This is a genomic window from Rathayibacter sp. AY1F6, assembly GCF_002932035.1.
Classification (GTDB): domain Bacteria; phylum Actinomycetota; class Actinomycetes; order Actinomycetales; family Microbacteriaceae; genus Rathayibacter.
Genome location: NZ_PSVD01000037.1, coordinates 1 through 13,917, shown reverse-complemented (window position 1 = coordinate 13,917; position 13,917 = coordinate 1). Strand labels below are relative to the sequence as shown.

Genomic DNA, 13,917 nt, shown 5'->3' with positions numbered 1-13,917 from the left:
CCGCCCCCGTCGTGCCGGCCACGGAGGAGGCGGAGGTCGTCGAGACGGCGGAGCCCGCACCCGTCGAGACGGCGGAGCCCGCACCCGTCGAGACGGTCGCCCCTGCCCCGGCGCCTGTCGAGACGGCGGCTGCTGCGCAGGTCTCGCCCGAGTTCGCCTCGGCACTCATCAAGGCGCAGAGCTACTCCGAGATGCTCCACATGAGCAAGGCGGGCCTGTACGGCCAGCTCACCTCCGAGTACGGGGAGCAGTTCTCGCCCGAGGCCGCGCAGTACGCGGTGGACACCGTCTCCGCCGACTGGAACGCCAACGCGCTGGCGAAGGCCAAGGACTACCAGGCCCAGATGGCGATGGCGCCGGAGGCCATCCGCGACCAGCTGACCAGCGAGTACGGGGAGCAGTTCACGAGCGACGAGGCCGACTACGCCATCGCGCACCTGAACGACTAGTCCCACTCGGACCGTCGCGGCACTGCGCGGCCACTGAGCAGGTCCTCCCGGAGCGCGCCGCCGTCCGTCGCCCATGACCCGGGCGACGGAGGGCGGCGGACCACCGGAGCCGGTTCAGGCCAGGACGGCGAGGGTGACGGGGAGCGCCTCGCTCCACCTGCCGTTCAGCCGCTCCTCGCCCTCGAGGAACGGCGGCGCGAGGACCCGCGCGAGGACGAGAGTCAGACCGTCGGCCGAGGTCGTGGTGGTCCGTGCGTCGCTGCGGACGAGCACCGTCGACGGCGGCCCGGACGCTCCGGCGCCTGATCCGCTGCCCTGCACCGTCGCGGTCGGCGGGCGGACGATGCGCTGCCCGTCCTCCTCGAAATGCTGCTCGACCTCCCGGGCGCCGGTGCGGATCGCCGTGGCGAAGGCGGCGATCGCGACGGGGTCGCCGGCACCGTCGTAGACCCAGCGACGACCGAGGACGGTGTGCTCGACGGTCGCGAGGAGATGCGCGTCACCGCCGGCGAGAGGCGAGCCGCGGTAGGTCAGCGGCACCTGGAGCGGCGGCTGCCCGGTCGACTGGACGATCAGCGTCTCCACTCCCACCTCGCCATCCGGGTCGTCGAACCGGTAGGCGCCGAGCTGCGTGAATCCGCCGCCCTCGCACCAGGGCTGCGTCGGCGCCCATGCCTCCACGATCTCGAGCTTCCCGGGGGTGATCGTCGCACGGTGCAGAAGGGCCATGCACCGAGAGTAGAGCCGGCCGATCCGTCCGGAGGAGTGCCCGTCAGCGAGCGGCGCCCGCCGTCGCCGACTCGGGCAGGCTGCTCATCGGGAGCGTGTACTCGCCCTTCAGCGCCGAGATCCAGACGGTGGTCGGGGCGACGGCGGCGAAGTTCGAATTGAGCAGCGCCATCAGCGTGGTGTGCAGGGAGTGCGCGTCGATCGAGCCGGCGTCGTTCGCGATCGCGATCGCGCCCGTCGCGTCCGAGAGGACCTCGGCGCGGAGCCCGTGCGTCTCGGCCTCGGCGGCCGAGGCGAGGATGCAGTTGTTGGTCATGTAGCCGACGAGGGTGATCGTGTCGACGTCGTGCTCGCGGAGCCAGTCGAGCAGGTCGGTCCCCGCGAAGACCGTGCCGAACTGCTTCGTGACGTTCTTCCACGAGTCCGAGCGGCGCTTCTCGATCTCCGGGTGCAGGGCGAAGGACGGACCCGACGGGTCGAAGATCGGCGCTCCCTCGCCCGCGCTGTGCTGGACGACGGCGATCGGGAGGCCCGCCGCGGCGGCGGAGTCGAGGGCGGCGGCGATCCTCGGCAGCGACTGCGCGTGCGGCGGGTACTGGATCTCGAGCGGACCGCTGAAGTACTCCTGCTGCACGTCGACGAGGATCAGTGCGCGGCGCGGTGTGGTCATGAGGGGCTCCCATCGGTGGCGGACGTCCCCGATCCTCCCGCTCGGGGCTGGGAGCGGCGGTCAGCCACGCGGCCCGCGACCCGGTCGTGGGCGCAGGCCCACACCTCCTCGTGCTCGAGCGGAGTGAGGACGCCGGCGTCGAGCAGCCGGTCGGCCCGCCGCAGCGCGGCCGCGATCGCCGCCTGCTCGGCGACGGCGGGGGAGTCGACGTCCGCGATCACGAGCCGGCGGGCGCAGGCCCGGCGGAGGCGGCGGGTCGAGCGGGCCGAGAGGAGCAGGAGCGACGCGGTCGGCAGGGCGAGCGCGGCCAGCAGGAGGAGCGGCAGCCGGTCGAGCGCGAGCGTCCCGACGGCGCCGGCGGCCGTCACGGCCACGACCAGCTGCGGACCGGCCGCGTGCAGGCGGAGGCGCCTCCGCTCCTCGACGGAGGTGCCGGGCGCGAAGACGACGAGCTCGCTCCGGACGACGCCGTACCGGCTCGCACCGACGGTGTGGCGGCCCCAGCGGGGGCCGGCGTCGAGGAGGCGGAGGAGCAGGTGCACGAGCGCCATCGTCGGCCCGCGACGGCGGGTGGGAGGGGATCCTGACGGAACGCGGACGCGCACCGGGCCGATCCGCACGGTCCGCTCGCGCGACGCTCACGACCCCCTCACGACGCGGGATCGCGCGTCGACGTCCCTCCCCAGCCGATTACCCGTGAGGAAAGCGTGAGGATCCGCTCATTCCGGGCGGGCGCGCTCCTCACGGCGAGTAGAAACATCCAGTGACCTCTTCCGTCGTCCGTGGCGACCCCGACGCCCTCGAACCCTCACCTCTCTCCTCCGCGCGCGCGGGCGGGGTGAAGGCGTGGCTCCTCGAGGGCCTCCGCGACGACTCCGGAGCCCACCCCGGCCCCCACGCGGCCACCGGCAGGACGCACTCCTGGTGGCGCGTCATGTGCCTCACAGGTGTCGACTACTTCTCCACCCTCGGCTACCAGCCGGCGATCGCGGCGCTCGCCGCCGGCCTGGTCTCGCCGCTCGCGACGATCGTCCTGGTGGTGCTGACCCTCCTCGGCGCGCTCCCCGTCTACCGCCGCGTGGCCCGCGAGAGCTTCCGCGGCGAGGGGTCGATCGCGATGCTCGAGCGCCTGCTGCCCTGGTGGGGCGGCAAGCTCTTCGTGCTCGTGCTGCTGGGGTTCGCGGCCACCGACTTCATGATCACGATCACCCTCTCGGCGGCCGACGCGACGGCGCACGCGGTCGAGAACCCGTTCGCCCCCGCCTGGTTCCACGGGGCGGAGGTGCCGCTCACGCTGGGGCTGATCGCCCTGCTGGGGATCGTGTTCCTGCGCGGGTTCCGCGAGGCCATCTCGATCGCGGTCGTGCTCGTGGCCGTGTTCCTCCTGCTCAACGCGATCGTGATCGCCGTGGCGATCGGGCACGTGGCCGAGAACCCCGTCGTCATCGGCGACTGGTGGTCGGCGCTCACGACCCAGCACGGGAATCCGCTGATCATGGTCGGCATCGCGCTCATCGTGTTCCCCAAGCTCGCGCTCGGGCTCTCCGGCTTCGAGACCGGGGTCGCGGTCATGCCGCAGATCCGCGGCGACGCGGGCGACACCGAGGACGCCCCGGTCGGCCGCATCCGCGGGGCGAAGCGGCTGCTCATCACCGCCGCCGTCACGATGTCGGCGTTCCTCATCACCTCGAGCTTCGTCACCACGCTGCTCATCCCGCAGGCGCAGTTCCAGCCGGGCGGCGAGGCCAACGGCCGCGCGCTGGCCTACCTCGCGCACGAGTACCTCGGCGAGGGCTTCGGCACGGTCTACGACATCGCGACGATCTGCATCCTCTGGTTCGCGGGCGCCTCCGCGCTGGCCGGCCTGCTCAACATCGTCCCGCGCTACCTGCCCCGCTACGGCATGGCGCCGCAGTGGGCCGGCGCCGTCCGTCCGCTCGTGCTGGTCTTCACCGTCGTGGCCTTCGTCATCACGATCCTCTTCCGCGCCGACGTCGACGCGCAGGGCGGCGCCTACGCGACCGGCGTGCTGGTGCTGATCACCTCCGCGTCCGTCGCCGTGTTCCTCTCGGCGAAGCGCAGGAAGCAGCGCAAGCGCGCCGTGGGCTTCGCGGTCATCGCGCTGGTCTTCGTCTACACGACGGTCGTGAACGTGGTCGAGAGGCCCGACGGCGTGAGGATCGCGGCGGTCTTCATCGTCGGCATCCTCGCGGTCTCGCTCGTCTCGCGGGTGCACCGCTCGTTCCAGCTGCGCGCCACCTCCGTGGTGTTCGACGCCGCCGCGATCGACTTCCTCACGACGGACGCCGACGACTACGGCGTGATCCGCATCCTCGCGAACGAGCCCGACGACGGCTCCGAGGCGGAGTACCGGGACAAGCTGGCGGAGGAGCAGCGCGACAGCAATCTGCCGATGCGCGGCCCGGTGCTCTTCCTCGAGGTGCACACCACCGACTCCTCCGACTTCGAGGAGGACCTGGTCGTGCAGGGCCGCGTCTGCCACGGCTTCCGCGTGCTCACGGTGACCAGCGGCAACATCCCGAACACCATCGCCACGGTGCTGCTCGAGATCCGCGACCTCACCGGCGTGATCCCGGACGTCTACTTCGAGTGGACCGAAGGCGGCCCCATCTCGAACATGTTCCGCTTCCTCATCACCGGCACCGGCGAGGTCGCCCCCGTCACCCGCGAGGTCCTCCGCCGCGCGGAGTCCCGCCGCGACCGCCGGCCGGGCGTGCACGTGGGCTGACGCCCGCTGCGAGGCGGGGGCGTGGCGGCGCGGAGGTGCCGCTCCTGCTGCGGGATTCCGCCGAGACGCCTCTCCGTCATCGAGTCATCGCTGCAGGAGCGGTGCGTCGGCGGAGAAGGCGGTGTCCCGGCGCTCGGCCCCGTAGCGTGGGCGCGGGCGCCCGTCGGGGCGCCGACACCGACGAACGGACGACGATGACCCTCGAGGACCAGCGCGCGCACATCCTGACCGGCGCCGTGTACGACGACATGACCCCCGAGCTGGTCGCCGCGCGCGAGCGGGCGGTCCTCGGCTCGAACGCGTACAACGCGAGCTTCGGGCGTCCGCCGGTCGAGCGGGAGGCTCTGCTCCGCGAGCTCGTCGCCTCGGTGGGCGCGGACACGCACCTCGAGCCGACGTTCCGCTGCGAGTTCGGGTTCAACATCACGATCGGCGACCGCTTCTACGCGAACTTCGACTGCATCCTGCTCGACGGCGCCCCCATCACGATCGGCGACGACGTGCTGTTCGGCCCGCGCGTCTCGATCTACACGTCGAACCACGCCCTCGACCCGGCGGAGCGCGCCGCCGGCGCCTGCACTGCGAAGCCGGTCGTCGTCGGCGACGGCGTCTGGATCGGCGGCGGCGTCACGATCAACCAGGGCGTCACCATCGGCGACGGGGCCGTGATCGGCTCGGGCAGCGTCGTCACCCGCGACGTCCCTCCGCTCACCATCGCCGCCGGCGTCCCCGCCCGCGTCCTCCGCCAGATCACCCCCGACGACCGGACCGGCTACCGCCCGGCCCACTGACGCCGGCCCACTCCGGCTCCGGAGCGCCGGTTCCGAGACGCCGGCTCCGAGAGCCGCTCCCGGGCGGCGCTCGGACGGCAGGCGGCGATCCGCCCTCAGGACTTCACGGTCGACAGGGGCTCGGTGATGCTCTCGAGGCTGCGGCGCTCGGCGTCCACGCCGAAGATCAGGGCGATCACGCCGCCGAGGATCATCACGGCGGCGCCGACGAAGTAGCCGATCGTCAGCGGACCGCGGTCGCTGCCGTCGCCGATCAGGGCGCCGTAGAGGGCGGGGGCGACCGCTCCGGCGATCTGGCCGAGGGTGAAGAAGTACGAGATCGCCTGGCTGCGCAGCTCGAGCGGGAAGATCTCGCTCACGGTGAGGTAGGCGCTCGAGGCTCCCGCGGAGGCGAAGAAGAACGACACGCACCAGAGGATCGTCTGCGTCGTCGCGGTCAGGACGTCCATGCTGAAGAGGACCGCCGAGACGGCCAGGACCGCTCCCGAGACGCCGTAGGTGAGGAAGATCATCTTCCGCCGGCCCCACACGTCGAACAGGTGGCCGAGCACCAGCGGCCCGACGAGGTTGCCGATCGCGAACGGGAAGAAGAAGTACGAGATCGCGCTCTGCTCGACTCCGTAGAAGTTCTCGAGCACCAGCGCGTAGGTGAAGAAGATCGCGTTGTAGAGGAACGACTGGGTGATCATCATCGTCGCGCCCACCAGCGTCCGCTTCGGGTACTGCCGCAGCAGCACTCTGGCGATGGTGCGGAACGGGATGCTCTCCGTCGCCTTCACGGTGATCGCCTTCGCGTCGTCGACCGGCTCGAGCACGCCGCCCTCCGCCTCCACTCGGCGCTCGATCTCGTCGACGGTGCGCTCCGCCTCCTCCTCGCGGCCGTGCGTCATCAGCCAGCGGGGGCTCTCGGGGATGTGGCGGCGGAGGTAGATGATCGCCAGGCCGAGGATCGGGCCGAGGAAGAAGCCGAGGCGCCAGCCGACGTTCTCGGCGAAGAGCGCGTCGTTCAGGAAGAACAGGTTGGCCGCGGAGCCCAGAGCCGCGCCGCCCCAGTAGGTGCCGTTGATCGCGATGTCGACGCGGCCGCGGTACTTGGAGGGGATGAGCTCGTCGATCGCGGAGTTGATCGCCGCGTACTCGCCGCCGATCCCCATGCCCGCGAAGAAGCGGAACACGGCGAGGAAGACGTAGTTCGGCGCGAGTCCCGCCAGGCCGCTGGCGACCAGGTAGATGACGAGCGTCAGGATGAACAGCTTGCGCCGCCCGAGCTTGTCGCTCAGTCGCCCGAAGATCAGGGCGCCCGCGATCTGCCCGCACAGGTAGATCGTGCCGAGCAGGCCGACCTCGAAGGCCGAGAGCCCGAACTCCTTCGCGAAGCCGGCGGAGGCGACGATCTGGATCTCGAGTCCGTCCAGCACCCACGAGAAGCCGAGGCCGACGACGATCGACCAGTGGAAGCGGGTCCAGGGGAGCCTGTCGATGCGGGCGGGCACGAGGCTCCGGACCGGGCCGCGCGGACTGGTGGATGTCGACATGGCGAGCGCCTTCCTGTCGCCCCGGCGTCGTTGCGGAGGAACGCTGTCCCGAGCGCGGCGAGACGACACTAGACCCGCGGGCGGCTCCATATCGCCGGGCTATTCACCCCTTGTCACGGACCGCCGAGCGGGTGTATCCCGGGCATCGGTGCCCACCCGGAGGCGGAGCGAGGCGCGGAGGACGCGAGCCCGGATCCGTCCCGCGGGGCCTGACACCGCCCGCCTCCTCGGCCTAGCGTGGAGGCATGATCGACGCGACGCCCGCGGGCACCCCCACCTACGTCCTCAGCGAGGGGCCCGTCTGGGATCCGGACACCGCCCGCCTCACCTGGGTCGACATCGAGGCCGGCGCGGTCCTGTCCGCCCCCGTCACCGCGGAGGGGATCGGAGCGATCTCGCGCACCGACGTCGGCGAGCAGGTCGGCGCCGCGCTGCCCCTGGGCGACGGGCGGACGCTCGTCGCGCTGACCCGGCGGCTCGCGATCCTGGAGGTCGACGGCTCCCTCACGCGCGGCTCCGAGCTGCTGCCGGAGGGTCACCGCTTCAACGATGGCACGATCGACCCGCAGGGGCGCCTCCTGGTCGGCTCGCTGACCCTCGGCGAGTCGGCGGGCGACGACGTCCTGCTGCGCATCGAGCACGACGGATCCGTCACCGTGCTCGACGACGACCTGCGGCTCTCGAACGGACTCGGCTTCTCGCCGGACGGCTCTGTGCTGTACTCGGCCGACACCGAGTCGGGCGTGATCCACCGCCGCTCCTACGCGGACGCCGAGCACGGCCCGCGCGAGCCGTTCGTCGAGCTCGAGGAGGGCGTGTTCGCCGACGGACTGACCGTGGACGCCGACGGCCGCGTGTGGGTCGCGGTCTGGGGCGGGAGCGGCGTTCGGGTGTTCGAGGCCGACGGCAGCCCGGTCGAGGGCGAGGGCATCAGGATCGACGCCCCGCACTCCTCCAGCATCGCCTTCGTGGGCGAGGACCTGGACATCGCGGTCGTCACCTCCGCATCACGCGACCTCTCGGCGGACGAGCGGGCGCGTCATCCGCACGCCGGCGGACTGTGGATCGCGCAGCCCGGAGCCCGCGGCCGCGCCGCCACGCGCTGGGTGGAGGGCCCTCTGCCCTAGGCGCGGCCGGTCGCCCGTCAGACGGCGGGCGCCGTCGGCGGGCTCGGCTCCGACGCGGGCTGCGGCACGAGGGTCAGCCGCGAGATGCGGTAGCGGTCCGTCTCGGCCACGCGGAGCAGGTGGTCGCCGACGAGGACGGAGTCGCCCACCACGGCCACGCGGCCGATCCGGTCGAGGACGAACCCGCCGACCGTCTCGTACGGGCCCTCGGGCAGCTCGATGCCCAGCTGCTCCGCCAGGTCCTCGAGGATCATCCCGCCGTCGACGTCGTGCAGCTGCTCGGCCGCCTTCGCGTCGACCGCCTGGCGGGCGCCGTCGTACTCGTCGTAGATCTCGCCGACGAGCTCCTCGAGCAGGTCCTCCAGCGTGATGATGCCGTCGGTTCCCCCGTACTCGTCGATGACGACGGCGATCTGGTGGCCGTCCTGGCGCATGGTGCGCAGGGCCGCGAGCACCTTCGTCGTGCCGGGGACCGCGAGGATCGGGCGGGTGATGTCGGCGACGCTGCTCGCGGTGCCGGCGCGGCCCGCCTCCGGGAACGCGGACATCAGGTCGCGCACGTGGACGAAGCCGAGCACGTCGTCGAAGTCGTCGCCGACCACCGGGTAGCGCGAGTGCGGCTGGTCGAGGACCGCCGCGTAGCCCTCGGCCACGCTGAGCGCGCCGCGGAGGAAGTCGACGTCCGGGCGCGGGCGCATCACCTCGGCGACGCGTCGGTCGTCCGCGCGGAAGATGTCGGTGAGCAGCCGGCGGCTGTCCTCGTGGATCTCGGTGTTGCTGGAGATCATGTCGCGCACCTCGTCGGCCGAGACGCTCTCGCCCTTCTCGCGCGGGTCGGCGCCGAGGAGGCGGACGACGGCGTCGGTCGAGACGGACAGCAGCCAGATCACGGGGCGCATCAGGCGCGCGAGGGCGTTGAGCGGGGGCGCGAGGGCCTTGGTGAACGCGACGGACTTCTGCATCGCCAGGCGCTTGGGGACCAGCTCGCCCAGCACCAGGGAGAGGTACGCGATGACGAGGGTCATCAGGATCAGGGCGACGGTCGAGGCGGCGGAGGCCGACAGGCCGAGCGACTGCAGCGGCGGCACGAGGTCGGGCGCGATGGTCGAGGCGCCGTACGCCGAGGAGAAGAAGCCGGCGAGCGTGACGCCGATCTGGACCGCGGAGAGGAACGTGTTGGGGTTGCGGACGAGCTCGGCGATGCGCCGGCCGCGCTCGCTGCCGGCCTCGATCGCGCGGACCTGGCTCTCGCGGAGGCTGACGATGGCCATCTCGGTGCCCGCGAAGACGCCTCCGAGGAGGACGAACAGCACGACGAGGCCGATGTTGAGGAGGGTGTCGAGATCCACGCCGACCAGAGTAGGGATGCCGGCCGTGAGAACGCCTCGTGGACTCTCAGGGAGCGGGGTCGGGCGGGACGACGCCTCGCCCGCCCCTCGCTCAGGACGCGTCGGCCGGGCGCACGCCGATCGTGAGGATGAGGTTCGCGTAGATGCGGCGGTCGCCCGAGGCGATGGTGAGCGCGACGTCGGGCGTGCGCGCCTCGGCGTAGAAGGCGTGCCGCTCGAGCGAGGTGAAGGGGACGCCGTCGAGGGACCGGCGGAAGGCGTCCTGCGCGGGGACGTCGATGCCGGGCGCGGGGGTCATGACCGTCGCCTCCTCGACGACGATCGCCGAGAGCAGGGCGTCGAGGATCTCGTCGACGGTCAGCATGTCGGGCCGGAGGTTCAGGTGCACCAGCGCGGAGTTCGGTCCGAGCGTGGTGCCGACGGGGTAGTTGCCGTCGGCGATGAGGACCCGGGAGCCGTGGCCCGCGCGGGCGAGCGCGTGCAGGATCTCGGGGTGGAGGAGGGTCGTGGTCAGCAAGAGGAGCTCCTAGAGGTCGTGGAGGTGGGCGACGGACGAGCCGGCGAGCAGGCGGCCGGGGAGCCTCCGCTCCTGGGGGCCGGGCTGCTCCGCCCCGGAGTCGAGGCGGAGGCGGACGAGGGCGGCGGCCTCGGCGGCGATCGCCTCCGTCGGCTGGGCGATCGTGGTCAGGTGCGGGCGGACCACGCGGGCCAGCTCGACGTTGTCGAAGCCGACGACGGAGAGGTCCGTCGGCACGCGCAGCCCGGAGTCGCCGAGGGCGATCAGGGCGCCGACCGTCAGCTCGCGGTTGCTCGCGAACAGGGCGGTCGGCCGGGGGCTCAGGGCGAGGATCCGCTCGACGGCGGCGACTCCGCTCTCGACCGTCAGCGGGCCGCGCACCACGGCGTCGGCGGCGGGGTGGACGCCGCGCTCGGCCAGGGCGGCGAGGAAGCCGGCGGTCCGCTCCCGGGTGGAGGACACTCCGTCCTCCCCTCCGAGCACCGCGATCGAGCGGTGGCCGTGGTCGAGGAGGTGGCGGGCGGCGGAGGCGCCGGCGCCCGCGTTGTCGAGCGCGACGCGATCGGTGACCAGCGCGTCGTCGATCCAGTCGACGGCCACCACGGGGGTGCCCTGCTCGGAGGCGCGGCGCAGCGCGTCGACGTCGCCCGCGGACGGCACCGCCACGATCCCGTCGACCATCTTCTCGAGCAGCAGGTCGACCGCGGCTCCCGGCTCGGGGCGGCTCACGCCGACCAGCACGCCGATGCCCTCCTCGCGCAGGGCCCGCTCGAGGCCCGCGATGATCGAGAGGTGGAACTCGTTGTCGAGGGCGGGCAGCAGCACTCCGACCGTGCGGGAGCGCCGCGAGCGCAGGCCTCGAGCGAAGCCGTTGACGCGGAAGCCGACCTCGGCGGCCGCCGCCTCGATCGCCGCCCGGTTCTCGGGGCGCACGGGGAGCCCGTTGTAGTGCTTCGAGATGGTCGAGAGCGAGAGGCCGGTCAGCCGCTGCAGGTCCTTGTAGGTGGCCACGTCACAGGGTGGCGCGGGGCGAGCCGTAGCCGCTCCAGCCCGGGATCGTGCCGTCGGCGTCCCACAGGTCGAGCCAGCCGGTGCTGCCGGGCCAGAGGAAGACCTGGCCCTTGATCAGGCGGTTGTTGCGCTCGGCGCCGCGCAGCGCCTCCTGCTCCTCGGCCGTGAGCACCAGGGAGGCGGCGGCCAGGTTCGCCTCGATCTGCTCCGGCTTCACCGCGAACGGGATCGGGATCTGGCCGCGGTTCACCGCCCAGGCGAGGCACACGACGGCCGGATGCACGCCCCGCTCCTCGGCGATCGCCCGCACCGCGGGGTGCTCGATGTCGACGATGTCGCCCTCCACCCGATCGCGCTCGGGCCGCGACGGCGAGCCCAGCGGCGAGTAGCCGATCGGCTGGATGCGGTGGTCGAGGCAGAAGCGGAACAGCTCCGGCTGCTGGAAGCAGGGGTGCAGCTCCATCTCGTTCAGCTGCGGGGCGATGCGGACGTCGGCGAGGATCCGCTCGAGCTTGGGGATCGTGACGTTGGAGGTGCCGAGGTGCCGGACGAGGCCCCGGTCGACCAGGCCCTCGAGCGCTCGCCAGGTCTCGAGGAACGCCTCGTGGACGTAGGGGCGGGCGTGCGGATCGCGCGCGTCGGTCTCGGCGTGCGGCGGGTGGTGGTTGGGGAAGGGCCAGTGCACGAAGACGGCGTCGAGCACGTCGAGGCCGAGGTCGGCGAGCGAGCGCTCGACGGAGGCGACGGCCGCCGCGGGCTCGTGCGCGTCGTTCCAGATCTTCGACATGACGAAGAGCTCGTCGCGGTCGACTCCGGAGTCGGCGATCGCCCGGCCGACGCGCGGCTCGTTGCCGTAGACGGTGGCGCAGTCGAGGAGGCGGAAGCCGGCGCGGAGGGAGTGCTCGACCGCGAGGCCGACGGTCTCGGCGTCGTAGCGGTCGGAGCCGAACGTGCCGGCGCCGATGGCGGGGATGCGGCTGCCGCTCGCGAGGACGCGGTGGCTCGGCGGAGTGGGGGCCATGCGGATCCTCCTGGTGCGGCGGCGGGGGCGAAACGTTGCGCTTCACGGTAGGCGGGGGAGGGTGGCGGCGTCAACGATGCTGTGGACCGATGTGCATAACGTTTCGTGCGGTGGGTGCTTTCGTCCTCCGTCCCTGCCCCGCCTCCCTCGAGAGTCCAGTAGTCGTCGCACTCGAGCGCGACTGCGACGACTCCTGGACTGTCGAGAAGAGCCCCGCCCCTCCGCTCAGACCAGCCGGCGCGACTCCTCCGTGACCACGCGGAACCAGCGCGCGCCGTAGCCGTCGAGGGGCACCGACACGGCGCCGTCCTCGTCTAGCGGGAGCGACTCGCCGCCGAGGGAGTCGACCAGCCGCGCCCCGGCGGGGGTGTCGGGGAGCGTCAGGTCCGCCGTGCGCGGGTTCGACGCCAGATTGTGCACCGCGACGGTCGTGCCGGTCGACGCGGACATCCGGTGCGCGAGCACGCTCGGCTCGTCGCAGGGGAGGTGCGTGTACTCGCCCCAGCCGATCTCCGGCGACCGCCGGTACAGCCAGGCGAGGCCCTTCACGTGGGCCAGGAGGGAGTCCGGATCCTGGAGCTGCGCGGCCGCGTTCACGTGCTCGGGTCCGAAGCCGCCGCCGGGAGGGGCAGCGATCAGGTCGGAGGCGTCGGCGCGCGAGAAACCGCCGTTGGCGGCGCTGCTCCACTGCATCGGGGTCCGCACGGCGCTCCGGCCCGGGATGTCGGCGTTCTCGCCCATCCCGATCTCCTCGCCGTAGTAGAGCACCGGGGTCCCGGGCATCGAGAACACCAGGCTGTGGACCAGGCGGACGCGGCGCGGGTCGCCGTCGACCATCGGCGGGAGGCGGCGGACGATGCCGCGCCCGTGGATCCGCTGCGACTGCTCCGGAGCGAACGCCGCGAAGACCTCGTCGCGCTCGTCGTCGCTCAGCTGGTCGAGGGTGAGCTCGTCGTGGTTGCGCGCGAAGTTCGCCCACTGGCTGCCGACGGAGATCTCGGGGCGGCTCGCGAGCGCCTCGACGAGCGGCGCCGCCTCCTCCCGGGCCAGCGCGAGGTAGAGGCGCTGGTTGCCGATGAAGTCGAACTGCATCGACAGCTCGTCCGCGTCCTCGCCGCCGAAGAAGCCGAGCTGCTCCTCGCGGGTCACGTTGACCTCGCCCAGCAGCATCGCCTCGCCGGAGCGCCGCGAGACGAAGCGGCGCAGCAGGCGCAGCCACTCGTGCTCGTCGCGGGCGCCGGGCTCGATCAGGTACGGCACCGCGTCGACCCGGAAGCCGTCGACGCCCAGCTGCAGCCAGAATCCGATGAGCTTCGCGATCTCGTCGCGCACGGTCGGGTTCTCGGTGTTGAGGTCGGGCTGGTGCCGGTAGAAGTGGTGCAGGTAGTACTGGCCCGCCTCCTCGTCACGGAACCAGACGCCGTCCTCCGCGTCCGGGAACACGTTCGCGGGCTGATCGGCGGGCGGCTCGTCGCGCCAGACGTAGTAGTCGCGGTACGGGCTGTCGCGAGACGAGCGGGCGGCCTGGAACCAGGGGTGCTGGTCCGAGGTGTGGTTGACGACGAGGTCGACGATCACGCGCATCCCGCGGTCGTGGGCGGTCCGGATCACCTCGACGACGTCGCCGTGGTGCCCGAAGCGCTCGTCCACTCCGTAGAAGTCGCTGATGTCGTAGCCGTTGTCGCGGCCGGGGGACCGGTAGAACGGCGCGAGCCAGAGGCAGCTGACGCCGAGCTCGGCCAGGTAGTCGATCCGGTGGACGAGGCCCTCGAGGTCGCCGACGCCGTCGTCGTCCCAGTCCATGAACGTCTTCACGTCGAGGTTGTAGAAGACGGCGGTGCGCCACCACAGGTCGCTGGTGTCGGTGACCCTCATGCGCGGGGCTCCGGGCGAGCGCTTGCGAGTGCTCAAGAGTTGTCGCAGTCGACGCCGAGTGCGACAAGTTCTGGACAGTGGGGAGGGTCCGGTG

13 protein-coding genes are annotated in these 13,917 nt (G+C 72.3%); 4 read left to right on the top strand and 9 right to left on the bottom strand.

What is annotated here, in order from left to right; all coding sequences use genetic code 11:
• The coding region (locus C5C44_RS16475; protein WP_104336222.1) for an Ltp family lipoprotein at positions 1-449 on the top strand (449 nt) is incomplete at its 5' end.
• Between the two features lie 114 nt (positions 450-563).
• Here C5C44_RS16475 and C5C44_RS16470 read toward each other — a convergent pair.
• The 3 genes from C5C44_RS16470 to C5C44_RS16460 are packed head-to-tail and all read right to left on the bottom strand — an operon-like array spanning position 564 to position 2,390.
• Positions 564-1,178 carry a hypothetical protein gene (locus C5C44_RS16470; protein ID WP_104336220.1) on the bottom strand — a complete coding sequence of 205 codons (615 nt, stop codon included), beginning with the start codon at positions 1,176-1,178 and terminating at the stop codon, positions 564-566.
• Between the two features lie 43 nt (positions 1,179-1,221).
• Positions 1,222-1,848 (bottom strand): isochorismatase family protein, encoded by a 627-nt coding sequence (locus C5C44_RS16465; RefSeq protein WP_104233860.1) that lies wholly within the window; start codon positions 1,846-1,848, stop codon positions 1,222-1,224.
• On the bottom strand, positions 1,845-2,390 hold the full coding sequence (locus tag C5C44_RS16460; RefSeq protein ID WP_146078891.1) for a DUF6611 family protein: 546 nt from the start codon (positions 2,388-2,390) through the stop codon (positions 1,845-1,847). Before C5C44_RS16460 ends, C5C44_RS16465 begins: the two co-directional genes overlap by 4 nt.
• 221 nt (positions 2,391-2,611) lie before the next feature.
• On the opposite strand from C5C44_RS16460, the gene C5C44_RS16455 reads away from it, so the two are divergent.
• Together C5C44_RS16455 and C5C44_RS16450 are read left to right on the top strand one after the other, a co-directional pair.
• Complete coding sequence (locus tag C5C44_RS16455; RefSeq protein ID WP_374952929.1) at positions 2,612-4,597, top strand: amino acid permease; 1,986 nt, start codon at positions 2,612-2,614, stop codon at positions 4,595-4,597.
• 194 nt (positions 4,598-4,791) lie between these two features.
• Positions 4,792-5,388 carry a sugar O-acetyltransferase gene (locus C5C44_RS16450; protein WP_104336221.1) on the top strand — a complete coding sequence of 199 codons (597 nt, stop codon included), beginning with the start codon at positions 4,792-4,794 and terminating at the stop codon, positions 5,386-5,388.
• 95 nt (positions 5,389-5,483) lie between these two features.
• On the opposite strand, the gene C5C44_RS16445 is transcribed toward C5C44_RS16450, so the two are convergent.
• Entirely contained in the window at positions 5,484-6,923 is a 1,440-nt protein-coding gene (locus C5C44_RS16445; protein WP_104225083.1) for an MFS transporter, read from the bottom strand.
• Between the two features lie 245 nt (positions 6,924-7,168).
• On the opposite strand from C5C44_RS16445, the gene C5C44_RS16440 reads away from it, so the two are divergent.
• On the top strand, positions 7,169-8,050 hold the full coding sequence (locus C5C44_RS16440) for an SMP-30/gluconolactonase/LRE family protein (RefSeq protein WP_104336219.1): 882 nt from the start codon (positions 7,169-7,171) through the stop codon (positions 8,048-8,050).
• 17 nt (positions 8,051-8,067) lie between these two features.
• Here the strand turns inward: C5C44_RS16440 and C5C44_RS16435 are convergent, their stop codons facing one another.
• The 5 genes from C5C44_RS16435 to C5C44_RS16415 form a co-directional block, all read right to left on the bottom strand.
• Positions 8,068-9,399, bottom strand: coding sequence for a hemolysin family protein (locus C5C44_RS16435; protein WP_104233863.1), 1,332 nt, complete (start codon positions 9,397-9,399; stop codon positions 8,068-8,070).
• A 91-nt stretch (positions 9,400-9,490) separates the two neighbouring features.
• Entirely contained in the window at positions 9,491-9,916 is a 426-nt protein-coding gene (locus C5C44_RS16430; RefSeq protein WP_104225080.1) for an RbsD/FucU family protein, read from the bottom strand.
• Positions 9,917-9,925: 9 nt separating this feature from the next.
• On the bottom strand, positions 9,926-10,927 hold the full coding sequence (locus C5C44_RS16425; protein WP_104225079.1) for a LacI family DNA-binding transcriptional regulator: 1,002 nt from the start codon (positions 10,925-10,927) through the stop codon (positions 9,926-9,928).
• A 1-nt stretch (position 10,928) separates the two neighbouring features.
• A complete protein-coding gene (locus tag C5C44_RS16420) occupies positions 10,929-11,948 on the bottom strand; it encodes an aldo/keto reductase (protein WP_104336218.1) in 1,020 nt (339 codons plus the stop codon).
• A 225-nt stretch (positions 11,949-12,173) separates the two neighbouring features.
• Positions 12,174-13,823: an alpha-amylase family protein gene (locus C5C44_RS16415; protein WP_104336217.1), complete on the bottom strand. Its 1,650-nt coding sequence runs from the start codon at positions 13,821-13,823 to the stop codon at positions 12,174-12,176.
• Positions 13,824-13,917 lie beyond the last annotated feature (94 nt).